The 14596-nt window shown below is 63.4% G+C and carries 12 protein-coding genes; 8 read left to right on the top strand and 4 right to left on the bottom strand.

What is annotated here, in order from left to right:
• Positions 1 to 344 precede the first annotated feature (344 nt).
• The 6 genes from EU800_RS00855 (at position 345) to EU800_RS00880 (ending at position 7619) form a co-directional block, all read left to right on the top strand.
• Entirely contained in the window at positions 345 to 3398 is a 3054-nt protein-coding gene (locus EU800_RS00855; protein WP_129627442.1) for an Rne/Rng family ribonuclease, read from the top strand.
• Between the two features lie 233 nt (positions 3399 to 3631).
• On the top strand, positions 3632 to 4090 hold the full coding sequence (rplM, locus tag EU800_RS00860; RefSeq protein WP_129627445.1) for a 50S ribosomal protein L13: 459 nt from the start codon (positions 3632 to 3634) through the stop codon (positions 4088 to 4090).
• Between the two features lie 5 nt (positions 4091 to 4095).
• Entirely contained in the window at positions 4096 to 4584 is a 489-nt protein-coding gene (gene rpsI, locus EU800_RS00865; protein ID WP_129627448.1) for a 30S ribosomal protein S9, read from the top strand.
• Between the two features lie 150 nt (positions 4585 to 4734).
• Entirely contained in the window at positions 4735 to 5142 is a 408-nt protein-coding gene (locus EU800_RS00870) for a rhodanese-like domain-containing protein (RefSeq protein WP_129627451.1), read from the top strand.
• Positions 5143 to 5499: 357 nt separating this feature from the next.
• Positions 5500 to 6126: a VPLPA-CTERM sorting domain-containing protein gene (locus EU800_RS00875; RefSeq protein ID WP_129627454.1), complete on the top strand. Its 627-nt coding sequence runs from the start codon at positions 5500 to 5502 to the stop codon at positions 6124 to 6126.
• Positions 6127 to 6461: 335 nt separating this feature from the next.
• Positions 6462 to 7619, top strand: coding sequence for a hypothetical protein (locus EU800_RS00880; protein ID WP_129627457.1), 1158 nt, complete (start codon positions 6462 to 6464; stop codon positions 7617 to 7619).
• Positions 7620 to 7730: 111 nt separating this feature from the next.
• Here the strand turns inward: EU800_RS00880 and EU800_RS00885 are convergent, their stop codons facing one another.
• A complete protein-coding gene (locus EU800_RS00885) occupies positions 7731 to 9545 on the bottom strand; it encodes an extracellular solute-binding protein (protein WP_129627460.1) in 1815 nt (604 codons plus the stop codon).
• A gap of 378 nt (positions 9546 to 9923) precedes the next feature.
• Between EU800_RS00885 and EU800_RS00890 the strand changes: the two genes are divergently transcribed.
• Positions 9924 to 10697, top strand: a complete 774-nt coding sequence (locus EU800_RS00890) for a 3-hydroxybutyrate dehydrogenase (RefSeq protein WP_129627462.1) — start codon at positions 9924 to 9926, stop codon at positions 10695 to 10697.
• An 87-nt stretch (positions 10698 to 10784) separates the two neighbouring features.
• Positions 10785 to 11828 (top strand): patatin-like phospholipase family protein, encoded by a 1044-nt coding sequence (locus tag EU800_RS00895; RefSeq protein WP_129627465.1) that lies wholly within the window; start codon positions 10785 to 10787, stop codon positions 11826 to 11828.
• Positions 11829 to 11847: 19 nt separating this feature from the next.
• On the opposite strand, the gene EU800_RS00900 is transcribed toward EU800_RS00895, so the two are convergent.
• The 3 genes from EU800_RS00900 to EU800_RS00910 form a co-directional block, all read right to left on the bottom strand.
• Positions 11848 to 12642: a DUF502 domain-containing protein gene (locus EU800_RS00900; RefSeq protein ID WP_129627468.1), complete on the bottom strand. Its 795-nt coding sequence runs from the start codon at positions 12640 to 12642 to the stop codon at positions 11848 to 11850.
• 81 nt (positions 12643 to 12723) lie between these two features.
• Positions 12724 to 13638, bottom strand: coding sequence for a pseudouridine-5'-phosphate glycosidase (locus tag EU800_RS00905; RefSeq protein ID WP_129627471.1), 915 nt, complete (start codon positions 13636 to 13638; stop codon positions 12724 to 12726).
• Entirely contained in the window at positions 13635 to 14567 is a 933-nt protein-coding gene (locus EU800_RS00910; protein ID WP_242500340.1) for a PfkB family carbohydrate kinase, read from the bottom strand. Before EU800_RS00910 ends, EU800_RS00905 begins: the two co-directional genes overlap by 4 nt.
• Positions 14568 to 14596 lie beyond the last annotated feature (29 nt).

Here is a 14596-nt window from a genome sequence, read left to right on the forward strand (position 1 = left end):
CGAGCGAGGCATGGATCTCCCCGTCGGATCGCACCAAATTTCACTGGACCAATCCTGGGCAGGCCGATCGCCGCCAGGCGGGACAGCGTAACCGGTCAGGTTGGACCAAGGCCCGCGGCAAGCCCGGGCGGAAACACGCAGATTGGTGCCCCGCGCGATGCGTGGCGGCATCGGAGAAGAAGAACCGCGATGGAACGCGCGCAGGACATTGACAGGGCAGGCAGGACGCAGTCTGGCGTCGCTGTTCCCTTGGCCACGCCCGCCGTTCCCGCCTCAGCACAGAGCCCCGAACGACTGGCTGCGCCTGACCGGACGCTGGCCCCGCCGGGGTGCGAAAGACTTACATGGCAAACAAGATGCTCATCGACGCCACGCATGCGGAAGAGACCCGCGTTGTCGTGGTGGACGGTAACAAGGTTGACGAGTTCGATTTCGAGACCGTCAACAAGCGCCAACTCGCCGGCAATATCTATCTCGCAAAGGTAACGCGGGTCGAGCCGTCTCTGCAGGCGGCCTTTGTCGATTACGGCGGCAACCGGCACGGCTTCCTCGCTTTCTCGGAAATCCATCCCGACTATTACCAGATTCCGGTAGCGGACCGCGAGGCGCTGCTTGCCGAGGAGCGGGAGATGAACCGCGACGAGGAGGAGGAGGACGCCGAGGAGCCGAAGAAATCCCGCTCGCGCGGACGGCGGTCGCGGTCGCGGCAGCGTGGCCGTGAGGATGCGGCTGAGGCGGAAACGCGGAGCGGCGGGATCGAGGGCATGGATGTCGTCGATTTCGGCGAGGAGTCCGAAGCCGAAATGCTGTTGCGCCCGGTCGACGTGATCGAGGACGGAAGCGCACCGGTGACCGTGGAGGTGGCCGAAGCGCCGGTGGAGGACGCTCCGGAGACGGATGGCGGCGCCAGCGCCTTGGTCGAAGGTTCGGAAGAGTCGACGGATGGTGCGGATGCGCTGCAAGATGCTGCGCAGGAACCGGCTGCAGATGCGCCGGAAGAGCCCGCCAACGCTGAAACGCCCGACACCGAAGCGGAAAAGCCTGACACCGAAGAAGACTCCGGCAAGTGGATGGCCGCGCGTCTCGAGGATGAGGCGGCCGATATCGTGACCTCGGACGCGACTGTCGAAGAGGACGCCGAGGCGCAACCCGATGGCGAGTTTGCGGCCGATCAGCCCGCTGACGAACCGGCTGACGAACCGGAATCAGTTTCCGAGGACACGCCGGAGTTGGGGGCAGAGGCCGCACAAGCGGATCCCGAGGACAGCGCGACGGATACGGACGCGAAAGGGTCCGACGAGGCTGAGTCGGTGTCCGCCGACGAGGCGGACGAGGAAGACGAAGGCCCCGGCCAAGACATCGAGTCGGTGGCCGAGGAGGACGTCCAGGAGGAGATCCGCCGTCCGCGCAAGCCCAGGATGCGGCGCTACAAGATCCAGGAAGTGATCAAGGTCCGGCAGATCATGCTGGTGCAGGTGGTCAAGGAAGAGCGCGGCAACAAGGGCGCGGCGCTGACGACTTACCTGAGCCTTGCCGGCCGCTACTGCGTGCTCATGCCCAACACCGCGCGCGGCGGCGGCATCTCCCGCAAGATCACCAATGCCGTGGATCGCAAGAAGCTCAAGGAGATTGCGAGCGAGATCGATGTTCCGGACGGAGCCGGGCTTATCATTCGCACTGCGGGCGCCAAGCGCTCGAAGGCTGAGATCAAGCGAGACTACGAATATCTCAAGCGTCTCTGGGAGCAGATCCGCGAACTGACGCTGAAGAGCATCGCTCCGGCGCCGATCTATGAGGAAGGCAACCTCATAAAGCGGTCGATCCGCGATCTCTACAACCGCGACATCGACGAGGTCTTCGTCGAGGGCGAGGCCGGGTATCGCGTGGCCAAGGACTTCATGAAGATGATCATGCCGTCCCACGCCAAGAACGTGAAGCTCTACCAGGGACCGATGCCGCTTTTCGCGCGCTACCAGGTCGAGAGCTACCTTGCGGCGATGTTCAACCCCGTCGTGCAGCTCAAGTCGGGCGGCTATATCGTCATTGGGGTGACAGAGGCGCTGGTGGCGATCGACGTGAACTCCGGCCGGGCCACCAAGGAGGGCTCGATCGAGGAGACGGCGCTCAAGACCAATCTCGAGGCGGCCGAGGAGGTCGCCCGCCAGCTCCGGCTGCGCGACCTCGCGGGGCTCATCGTGATCGATTTCATCGACATGGAGGAGCGCAAGAACAACGCCGCCGTCGAAAAGCGATTCAAGGAAAAGCTGAAGACCGACCGCGCGCGCATCCAGGTCGGCCGGATTTCCGGCTTCGGCCTGATGGAGATGAGCCGCCAGCGGCTGCGGCCCGGCATGCTGGAGGCGACCACACAACCGTGCCCGGCCTGCCACGGCACCGGCCTCCTGCGCTCCAGTGACAGCATCGGCCTGCAGATCCTGCGCCAGCTTGAGGAAGAAGGCGGCCGGCGGCGATCGCGCGAGGTTCTGGTCAGGGCGCCGGTGGCGATCTGCAACTTCCTGATGAACCAGAAGCGCGAGCACATCGCACATATCGAGGCGCAGTATGGCATGGCCGTCCGCGTCGAGGCCGATCCCACCCTCATTCCGCCCGATTTCTCGATCGAGAAGTTCAAGACGGCGACACGCTCGGTGCCCGAACCCTCGGCGCCGGTGATCTCCGTCGATACGTCCGACATGCCCGATTTCGAAGAGGAACTGGAAGACGCCGCCGATACGCAAGTCGTTGAGGCACCGGACTCCGAAAGCACGGAGGACGACGAAGGTTCGCCGAAGAAGAAGCGTCGGCGTCGTCGGCGGCGGCGCGGCGGCAGTTCGAGCGACGAGGGACAATCCGACGAGTCGAACGGCCAGTCCTCCGAGAGCGCGGATGAGGCGCAGTCCGAAGACGCGTCCGCCGAGAGCGATGATGAGTCCGAGGACAAGAAACCGTCCCGCACGCGGCGGCGGCGGTCGCGGAGGAAGAAATCGTCCGAGAATGGCGAGGACGGTCAGGAGACCGCGCCGGAGGCTGCTGAAGACGAGACTGACGCGGCGCCCGAGCCGGACTCCGACGGGAACTCCGGGAATGACGCACCGGCCGAACTCGTCGCGGGTGCAGCCGCGCCCGAAGCCGGCGAGGCCGCTCCTGCAGTCGAGGAACCGGCAGAGGCGTCTGCCGACGATGTTTCCGAACAGGCGGTAACGGCAGAAGAGGAGTCTCCGGACGCCGTGACTGCCGCCCCGGACGAGGCCGTCGCAGCGGAGACGGCCGAGGCCGAAGAGGTGGCCGTCGCGGAGGCCGAAAGCCCGGCGCCCGAAGCGGCTCCGGATAAGACCGAGCCGGAAGCCGAAGAGTCCTCGGCGCCCAAACGGCGCGGCTGGTGGTCGGTCGGACGCTGAACCGGATCACATGGTCCTGCGGGCCGGGGTGACGGAGTCCGCCCCGGCCCGAATTCTGTCCGGCGACCGCGAAAATTGTGGGGTATCATATTACCATAATTCTAACGTGCTGAAATGCTGCAAAAATTCTGGAAAGTTCGCGCTTGACCCGCTCGATGAAATCCTTAGAACCGGCCCATCCAGAGGGTCACGGCACGCCGGCGCCCCCGATCGACCGAACAAAGAGCAAGACGATGAAAACCTACACCGCAACACCGGCGGAGATCGAAAAGAAATGGATCATCATCGACGCCGAGGGCGTCGTGCTGGGCCGTCTCGCCTCGATCGTCGCCAACCGGCTGCGTGGCAAGCACAAGCCGACCTTCACCCCGCATATGGACATGGGCGACAATGTCATCGTGATCAACGCCGAGAAGGTGCAGATCACCGGCAACAAGCGCGCCAAGCCGAACTACTGGCACACCGGCTATCCGGGTGGCATCAAGTCCCGGACGACCGGCCAGATCCTCGAGGGCAAGTATCCCGAGCGCGTGATCACCCAGGCCGTCAAGCGCATGCTGCCGGGCAATCGGCTGAGCCGCCAGCAGATGACCAATCTGCGCGTCTATGCAGGCGCGGAGCATCCGCATGAGGCCCAGCAGCCGCAGGTGCTCGACGTCAAGTCCATGAACAAGAAGAACACCCGGAGCTGAGGACCATGGTCGAAGAAATCAAATCCCTCGCCGAGCTGAACGAAGTTGCCGAAGGCACCGCTCCGGTCGTCGAAGAGCTTGTCAACCGCGAGCCCGTGCGCGACGAACTCGGCCGCTCCTATGCCACCGGCAAGCGGAAGGACGCGGTTGCCCGCGTCTGGATCAAGCCCGGTTCCGGCAAGGTGACGGTGAATGGCCGCGACATCGCAGTCTATTTCGCGCGGCCGGTGCAGCAGCTGATCCTGAACCAGCCGTTCCAGGTTGCCGGCGTCGTCGGCGAGTTCGACGTGGTCGCGACCGTCAAGGGCGGCGGCCTCTCCGGCCAGGCCGGTGCAGTCAAGCACGGCATCTCCAAGGCGTTGCAGCTCTACGATCCGGGTCTGCGCGCGTCGCTCAAGGCCGCGGGCTTCCTGACCCGCGACTCCCGCGTCGTCGAGCGCAAGAAGTTCGGCCGCCGCAAGGCCCGCCGGAGCTTCCAGTTCTCCAAGCGCTGACCAGCGCAGAAGCACTTTGTTTCAGGAAACGGGCCACCACATCGGTGGCCCGTTTTCAGTTTGTACCGGGTGCCGACAGACTACCGGGAGGGGCAAGCCTTGAGGCGCCCTGTCGAAGAGGCTAGCCCTGAGACATCGAGGGAGGGCGCGATGCCAGGTTTGAAAGTGACATCTGCGGAGATGGTTGCGCGGGCGCGGGCGCGGATTTCCGAGATCAGCGCAGGCGAGGCGACCGGGCTCGTCGGAGACCCGGAGGTGGTCTTCGTCGACCTGCGCGACCTCCGCGAGCGTCAGAGGCTGGGCTTCATCCCGGGCGCCTTCCACTGCCCGAGGGGCATGCTGGAATTCTGGGTTGATCCCGAAAGCCGCTATTTCAAGGACGTCTTCGGCCAGCAGAAGCGGTTCGTCTTCTACTGCGCCTCCGGCTGGCGGTCGGCCCTGTCGGTGGCGGTGCTCGATGACATGGGGTTCCCGGCGGAACACATCCGTGAAGGGTTCACGGGTTGGGTGGAGCAGGGCGGTCCTGTCGCCTTTCCGGAGCCGAGGGCGGCGCGGTGAGGCTTTCGTGACTTTTCATCGCTCGCGTCGGCGTTTGGCGTCGATGTGGAAACAGTTTGTTCACGCGTTTCATCAACCCAAGCGGGCATGTCGTTAACGTAGTCGAAGAGCCCTCCTGTGACCAGTTGACTGACTAATTGAAGAAAAAATGTCCTTTTGTCAGTGGATTGATGCTGATCGTGCGTCCGGCTGGGCGATTGGCCAGAAGTCCTCCAGTGCTTGGAATGCGGCAGAATCGAGGCGGTTTCGTGGAAATCTCTAGTTGAAAAAGTGTTAACGCAACGATAACATTATTCTTAGGAGGGTTGGTTTTCAGCCCTCGATTTGCATTGTGACTGTTTGTCACGAGGGGGCGAAATGATTGAAAAAGTGATGAAGACAATACTGCCCGCCGCGATCTTTGCGGTAGCAGCGATGGTTGGCGGCACAGCGAGTGCAGTTACGACTTGTCAGTTTGGTGATGAGGGAGATTTTACGGCTACAGCCGATGTTTGGACATCAATTGCCTGTGAAGGCGCCAATAGCGGAAACGACAAGCTTGACACTCCTTATGATTGGTTTGGCTTTAATCTGAGTTTGGAAGCCTCGGTCGAGGCCCCTTCTGGATCCTCAGGTATTCTTTCCCTTACCTACGACGACCCTGCCAAGACTGGCACTTGGTCGGTGGGGAGCAGCTGGGGTGCCGTCACGGCCGCCGTTCTGGCGATCAAAGGGGCAAACCAGTATGCTGTGTATCTGCTCGATCTATCTGCCGGAACGTCCGGCGGATGGTCCACGCAAGCTCTCTCGACCTCTGGTCCAGTTTCTAACCAACCGAACATCTCGCACATTTCGCTCTACACCTATGAGGGCGAGTGTGAGCCCGGCCAGATCGGATGCTTCCCGCCGGTGACAGGCGAGGTTCCGGTGCCCGCTAGCCTGCCTCTCCTTGCGTCTGGGTTTTTCGGGGCTGCTTGGTTTGCGCGCCGCCGTCGGAAGGCCTGAGTCGCAGACGATATCCTAAATCGGGGAGGGCAGGAATGCCCTCCCTATTTTTTTTGAGATATCGTCGAAGCGTATCGAGAAAGATCACGTCCGCAAATCGATCGGTAAAGGTTTTCTGTATTTCAAGCAGATTTCGTCAGGCTGGACCGATCCAAAGAGGTGTCGGCGGGACCTTGCCGAAGACATGACACATTTTGGCCGAGTGTCCTTCAGTCAAACCAACAGGCCGCTTTAACACATGTTGATTCCGGCCATCCTTCTGCCCTAGTTTCTCCTCAGTCCGGCTTTAGAACCGGCTCGAGTGCTGTTTTCACAGCTTCAGAAACGAGGTAGACATGGCAAGACCTGCTCATGAATGGGGCTGGCAATTCGCTCACATGGCGATGGCCGGCGATACGCTCGGGGAGTTCCTTTCCTCCACACCGGCGAGTGACGCGTTCAATTTCGACATTCCGCCCATCGACCTTGCTCATTCTATGGGGGTGGATCCCCTTTGGGTGACCGGGGCGGCGCATTCGGTCCCTCGAACGCTACTGGGCTACGACCGGAGCACCGACGTCGACACGCCTGACAACCAGGTCGATGAAACACCGGATACCGGTGGAATCTTTGCCGACGTCAAGCCGACAAAGGACAACCCCGGCAAGGCTGTCGGCCGTGAAAAGGTCAAGCCGACGGACGGAGACACCACGACCGACACCGGTGGCACGACGGGCGACACGACGACTGATACCGGCGGCGCCACGACCGACACCGGTGGAACAACGGGCGACACCACGACTGACACCGGAACGGTTGAAACCAACCCCGGATCGAGCGATCCGGGTTACTACGTCGCGGGCATGGATAACCCGGATGGATTCAACATCGAGCTCGATATCAGTGGCACCTGGGTGGCAGAGGCGAAAGCCACGATAATCAGCGTCGCCGAATATCTTTGCGACGTCATCACGGCCGATATCCCGAGTTTCAACGGGATCGACGATATCGTTATCCAGGTCAGCCAAGTCAACATCGACGGTTCCGGTGGTGCTCTCGCACAGGGTGGCTGGATCCAGCTTCGGACCGACGACACGAAACTTCCTGTGATGAGCGCGGTGCAGGTCGATGCAGTGGATGTCGACTACATGCTCAGCAGCGGAAAATTCGAAGATGCGATCTTCCATGAAATGCTGCATGCGCTCGGTTTCGGGACGACCTGGTACAAGACAGGATTGACTGAGACCATCGGGGGAGAACTCCGGTTCGTGGGCGACAATGCGATCGAAGCCTACAATTCAGGTGACTTCGCAGATCTCGCCCTGCTTGATGAATTCTCACTTTTGGGCGTTCCAGTGACGAGCGACGGGTTCCACTGGGATCAGGGCACTTTTGGCACAGACGTTATGTCACCGTCGCTCGGTTCCAATGAGTTCGTTTCTGACATGACGGTCGCTGCGCTGGAAGACATGGGGTATCAGACCATCTACGGCGATGCGATGGCGATCGCCTGACGCCTTGCCGGGCGGAGAGTCGTTCCATCACGGGACCTCCATTCACGAAAACATAGCGCCACGGATCGTCGGATCCGTGGCGTTTCCGATTCCGGTATTGGGGCCGCCTGTTTACTCCTCGATCCACCAGACGTCCGGCTGGAAACCGATCCAGTCGCCATACATCTGGGTCTTGCCCACGGGATAGGTCAGTTCGGCCTTGTGGGCGAGCCTGCTCACCGGCGAATACCAGATCGGGATCACATAACGTCCCGTCGTAAGAACGCGGTCCAAAGCCTTGGCAGCGGCCCGGAAATCCTCCTGCGTCTCGCCGTTCAGCAGCGCGTCGATCATCGCTTCGGCGGCAGGCGAGTTCATCCCCATCCAGTTCCGCGTGCCGGACTTGGTCACGCCCTCGCTGCCCCAGTAGAGGATCTGCTCGTTGCCGGGGCTGAGAGACATCAGCCGGATGTAATAAGCCATGTCGAAATCGTAGGCTTCGGTGCGTTCCTTGTATTGCGCCGAATCCACCGTTTCCAGATGCGCCACCACACCGATGCGCTTGAGCTGCTCGGCGTAGAGTTCCGCGATGTTCGTCTCCTGGGTCGCGCCCGAGCGCAGCAGGATGGAAAACTCCAGCGATTCACCGGCAGCGTTCTTCATCACGCCGTCCTGCACGCTCCAGCCGGCTTCCGCGAGGATCTTCAGCGCCGCGCGCGTGTTGCGGCGGTTGGCGTCGGTGCCGTCGGAGACGGGCAGGGCATAGCCCTCCAGCGCGCCGGGCAGAAGCTCGTCCGCGTACGGCTCCAGCAATTCGCGCACTTTACCCTCCGCCGGCCCGTCCGACATGGCGAGCACCGAGTTGACGAAATAGGAGGTAATGCGCGGCTCCTCGCCGCCATTGATCGCGTCGTTGATGAATTCGAAGTTGAAGGCATGAATCAGCGCGTCGCGCACCCGCCAGTCGTCGAAGGGCGCCCGACGCGTGTTCATGACAAGTCCCCGGATGCCACCGGGACGCTGGTGCGGGATCTCGGAGAGCACGATCTCGCCGGAACGAACGGCCGGGAAATCGTAGGAGGTCTTCCACTTGGCGAGGTTTCCCTCGCGGTTCGAGGAGATCTCGCCGGCGCGGAAGGCCTCGAAGGCAACATCGCCATCGCCGAACCACTCGTAGCGGATCTCGTCGATATTGTGCTGGCCCCGGTTGAAGGCCAAGTCGGCGCCCCACCAGTCGGGATCCTTCTTCAGCACGACGAAGCGCCCCGGCTCGAAATCCGCGATGACATACGGCCCCGATCCGACCGGGGGCTCGAGAGAGCTCTCGTCGAAGGGGCGGTCATCATAGGTGGACTTCTTCAGGATCGGGCGCAGGCCAAGGATGAGCGGGAGTTCATTGTCCTCGGTGTTGAAGGTGAAGCGGACGGTGCGCTCATCCACCGCCTCGGCGGTCTCCACCTTGTCCCAGGCGCCCTGGTAGCGCGGATGGCCAAGCGTTCCGAGCGTCTCGAACGACCACAGGATGTCCTCGACGGTCACCGGCGAGCCGTCCGAGAACCGGGCCTCTGGGCGCAGGGTGAACTCGACCCATTCCCGATTCGGGCCCGTTTCGATCGATTCGGCCAGCAGGCCGTAAAGCGTGAAGGGCTCGTCCCAGTTGCGGCCCATCAGGCTCTCGTAGCCGTAATTCCGCTGGCCATAGACCGAACGCCCCTTGAGAATGAAGGGGTTAAGGCTGTCGAAGCTGCCGACCTCCGAGAGCGTAATCCGCCCGCCCTTCGGCGCGTCGGGATTGACATAGGGAAGCGCGGTGAAATCCGGCGGCAGGGCCGGATCACCATACATAGCAATGCCGTGCATGGGCTCGGCGGCGGCGAATCCCTGCGTGAGTGTCAACAGCGCGCTGCAGGCTCCGACCCGAATCGCGGCGAACAAATACGGTCGCATTTCGGCAACAATCCCTCTCTGCCCTTGTATTCTTGGGGCCGAGCCTAGCCCTGCAAGCCAAGTATTTCAAACTTTTAACTTGGCGTCCGGCGTGGGATTGCGTATATTGAAATCACTGCTCGATAGGTTTCTTGCCTGTATGAAACCTGCCTCAATGACTTGACGCCCGCCTTGTGCGGGCGTTTTTTTTGAGCGTTTTCCCGGGATGCGGCGCCAGATTGGGCGGCTTGTGAATGATGCGCCGCGCTTCGCGCGCGTCGGATCTGGTTCCCGTTCGCATCTTCTGGAAGCGCGGCGAGCGTCACCCATGTCGTCGCTTCATTTTGCATTCGCAGCATATATATGGACTCTGAGTTCACACCAATCGGGGAGAAAGACATGTCGTTAGAAGGCAAGACCGCCATCATCACCGGCTCCAACTCGGGCATCGGGCTCGGCGTGGCATGGGAACTGGCGCGGGCGGGCGCGGATGTCGTGCTCAATTCGTTCACCGACACCGAGGAGGACCACGCGCTGGCCGAGAAGATCGCCAAGGAGACCGGCACCAAGGCGCGCTATATCAAGGCCGACATGTCGAAGGGCGCGGAATGCCGCGCGCTGATCGAACAGGCCGGCGCCTGCGATATTCTGGTCAACAACGCGGGCATCCAGTTCGTGGCCGGGATCGACGAGTTCCCTGTCGAAAAGTGGGACGCGATCATTGCCATCAACCTCAGCTCCGCCTTCCACACCACCGCCGCCGCGCTGCCGATGATGCGCAGGGCCGGATGGGGCAGGGTGGTCAACATCGCTTCGGCACACGGGCTGACCGCCTCGCCCTACAAGTCCGCCTATGTCTCGGCCAAGCACGGCATTGTCGGCATGACCAAGGTGGTGGCGCTGGAGACAGCTCAGGAGCCGATCACCGCCAACGCGATCTGCCCGGGCTACGTGCTGACACCGCTTGTCGAGGCGCAGATCCCCGACACGATGAAGGAATACGACATGAGCCGCGAGGACGTGATCAAGAAGGTCATGCTCGAGCGGCAGCCGTCGAAGGAATTCGCCACCGTCGAGCAGATCGGCGGCACGGTCGTCTTCCTCTGCTCACCGTCGGCCGAACAGATCACCGGCACGACGATCAGCGTCGACGGCGGCTGGACGGCGCTCTGAGCCGGGCAGGATAGGGGGGCGCTGTCCCCATCGCGGTAGAAGCCGCGACTCCCCCGGGATGTTTCCGAGCAGAAGAAGGACGTGGCGATGAAGCGGATCAACCTCGCGCTGCAGGGTGGAGGTGCGCATGGCGCCTTCACCTGGGGCGTGCTCGACCGGCTGCTGGAGGAAGAGGATGTCGAGATCGCGGGGATCTCGGGCACCTCGGCCGGCGCGCTCAACGGAGCGGCGCTGAAGGCGGGGCTCGTGGCCGACGGGTCGGGGCAGGACCGTGCTGCCGCCAAGGCCAATCTCGACTGGCTTTGGCAGCAGGTGGCCGGGGTGCAGGACCTGCGCCTCACCCATTGGTTCGCGCCTTTCGCGCCGCCGAACGAGATCTACGCGGCCGCCATCGAGGGCTCGGCGCTCTTCACGTTGTCGGACATGGCGAGCCGGGTCGTCAGCCCCTATGCCTACGGGCCCTTCTATTCGAACCCGCTGGAACGGATCGTCCGGCGTTTCTCCTTTGACCGGGTCTGCGCAGAGACCGGACCGGCCTTCTTCGTCTCGGCGACCAATGTCCACAACGGCAAGATCCGAGTCTTTTCCGGAGACGAGATCTCAACCGAGGCGATCCTGGCATCGGGCTGCCTGCCCTCGATCTTCAAGGCCGTCGAGATCGAGTCGCCGCGGACCGGTGAGGTCGAAGCCTATTGGGATGGCGGCTATACCGGGAACCCCGCGCTCTTTCCGCTGTTCCGGCGCGACCTGCCGGAGGACATCCTGATCGTCAATATCAATCCGCTCTTCCGCCCGGACGTGCCGAAGGCCGCAATTGATATTCAGAACCGGATCAACGAGATAAGCTTCAATTCTTCGCTTCTGCGTGAACTTCGCGCCATTCAGTTCGTGCAGGAACTGATCGCCGAGGGACGGGTCGGGCCGGGCCAGATGCGCAGGGTGCTCGTCCACATGGTCGCCGATGACGACTTCATGCGGGAGCTTTCGGTGGCCACCAAGATCATTCCGTCGCCGATGCTGCTGGCGCGCCTGAAGGAGGCCGGACGCGCCGCCGCGGACCGGTTTCTCGCCGCGCACAAGCAGGATCTGAATGTCCGTGGCAGCGTCGATCTCGAGGAGATGTTCGGATAGGAAGGAGGCTGGCGTCGCCTCAGGCGCCGAGCTTGTCGCGCTGGCGCTCCGCCTCGACGGCCACGGGAATGCCGTCCGGCGTCGGTGGCGGGGTGATCTCCTTGCCGTCGGCGGTTTTTCCGTTCGGGTAGACTAGGCCTGCCGAGATCACCAGTTTGGCGGCGTCCTCGACCGACATGTCGAGATAAATGATGTCACGCTCGGGAACGAAGAGCAGGAAGCCCGAGGTCGGGTTCGGGGTGGTCGGCAGGAAGACCGACAGGATGCGCTCGTCATGCGGCACCCGGCGGTCGATCTCGCCCTTGGCCGAGGTGGAAACGAAGGCGATGGCCCAGAGGCCTTCGCGCGGATACTGGATCAGGCAGGCCTTGTCGAAGTTGTTTTCCGTCTGGGCAAAGACCGTCTCGGCGATCTGCTTTGCGCCATTGTAGATCGAGCGCACGATCGGCATGCGGTCGACGAGCCCTTCGGCCCAGTCGATCAGCGAGCGTCCGATGACGCCCTTGGCGATCCAGCCGATGACGACGGTGAAGATCAGGAAGAAGACGACGCCAACGCCGCGGACATTGACCGTCGTGTCCTCGCCGAAGATCTGCTTGAAGAAGGTCTCGGGCTTGTAAGGGTCGGGAACGAAGGGCAGCACGAAGCTGTCGACCCAGCCGACCACGGTCCAGATCAGCCAGACGGTCAGCCCGACCGGCGCGATGACCACGAGGCCGGTGAGGAACGAGGCGCGAAAGGTTGCGAGCACGCCGGGCCTGCGGCGGTGCGGATGCGGATCGGGCAGGGCGGTCGGCTTGTCGTCTTTGTTCATCGGCGCACCAGGGGCTTCGTCGGGAAGCTATGAAGCCGGCGGGTCCGGTGCAAGAGCGCCGCGCGGCCGGACGCGAGAATGTCAGGCGTCAACGGTCATTTCCCGGGCGATTTCCGCGGCCAGCCGCGCATTGTTCAGCACCAGCGCGATGTTGGCCTCGAGAGACCGCCCTTCGGTCAGCTCGAAAATGCGGCCGAGCAGGAAAGGTGTGACCGCCTTGGCGGCGATGCCCTGTGCTGCGGCATCTGCCTGGGCCTGTGCGATGACCGGGGCAAGGATGTCGGCCGGGATCTCGTCGGCCACCGGGATCGGGTTGGCCACGAGCTGGCCGCCGGGAAGGCCGAGCGCGCTGCGCATTGCCTGGGCACGGGCGATCTCGGCGGCGCTGTCGAGGCGCAGCGGCGCGGGGAGGCCGGAACTGCGGGACCAGAAAGCGGGGATCTCGTCCTGTCCGTGGACGATGACGGGAACGCCGAGAGTCTCCAGGACTTCGAAAGTCTTGGGCAGGTCGAGGATCGCCTTGGCCCCGGCGCAGACCACGGTCACGGGCGTCCGCGCCAGTTCCTGAAGGTCCGCGGAGATGTCGAAACTATTCTCCGCACCGCGATGCACCCCGCCGATGCCGCCGGTCGCGAAGGTGCCGATCCCCGCGAGCCGCGCCGCGATCATCGTTGCCGCGACGGTCGTCGCGCCAGTGCCGCCGCGCGCGAGGCAGATAGCGAAGTCGGCGCGGCTGAGCTTGGCCACGTCCGTCGCGCGGGCCAGCGCCTCGAGCGCAGCCGGCTCCAGACCGACATGGAGACGCCCCGCGAGCACCGCGATGGTCGCCGGCACGGCACCCGCCGCGCGCACCTCCGCCTCGACGCGCAGCGCGGTCTCGATATTCTGCGGATGCGGCATGCCATGGGTGATGATCGTGCTCTCGAGCGCCACGAGGGGACGCCCCTCGACGCGGGCTTCTGCGACTTCTGTTGAAAATTCAATGGGAAGCGTCACGATCCTGAGTCCGATATATAGGCTGCGGTGATGCCGAGCGCGGCTTCGAGGGCGAAGATGCCGGTCTGGCCGCGGCGCTCGGCGGCGATATGCGCGGCCATGAAGGTGTCGCCAGCGCCGGTAACCCGGTTCACCGTGACCTCCGGCGGCGTGGCGGTGCGAATCCCGCCGGCACCCGCCTCCGCGACCGGCGCGGCGCCATCGGTGACCAGAACCCGTCGCGCGCCCATCTCGCACAGGCCGCGCGCCGCGCTCTCGGCGGTCGGGAATTTCTTGTCGCAGATCAACCCCGCCTCGATCCGGTTGACATAGATCGTCGCCCGCGGGTGCGACAGCAGCGGGACCAGCCGGCTCGCCTTACCGGGAGAGGCCGGGGCGATCCGGAGATCGGCGCAGGAAAACAGCAGGTTATCGGCGATTCTTGAGAGAAGGCTCTCGGTGAGATTGCCGTCGAGCGCGATCAGCCCGGAAAAGGGCGCATCGATCGAGCCGAGCCGTCCGTCAGCCAGTGGAGCGAGGATGGAATCGCCGGCGCGCTCCAGCGAATGCGCATCCGCGATCGCCGCCACCAGCCCGTTCTCCGCCTCGATGGCCATATACTGATCGGTCGGCAGTTCGGCAGACCAGGTGACATGGGCCGTCACCATGCCCATGCGTTCGGCTGCTCGCGCCAACTCGCGCCCCTCGGCATCCTCGCCGAGCACTGTCAGCAGCGCCGGCCGCAACCCCTCGCGCACCAGCGCCATTGCGATGTTCATCGCCACGCCACCGGGCAGCCGGGTGATCCGCCCCGGGACGTCATGGCCCACCGCCATAGAGCGCGGCGTGCGCCCGATCACGTCCCAGAGGACAGAGCCGATGCAAAGGATGTCGGGTGGCTGATCCATGCCTTCCAGATGACCCGGCGCCCGGACCGAGCGCAAGCCCATCCTCTTCTTCTGTCAGAAAAAATCCGCTG

It is taken from the genome of Tropicimonas sp. IMCC6043, from assembly GCF_004146235.1.
Lineage (GTDB): Bacteria > Pseudomonadota > Alphaproteobacteria > Rhodobacterales > Rhodobacteraceae > Tropicimonas.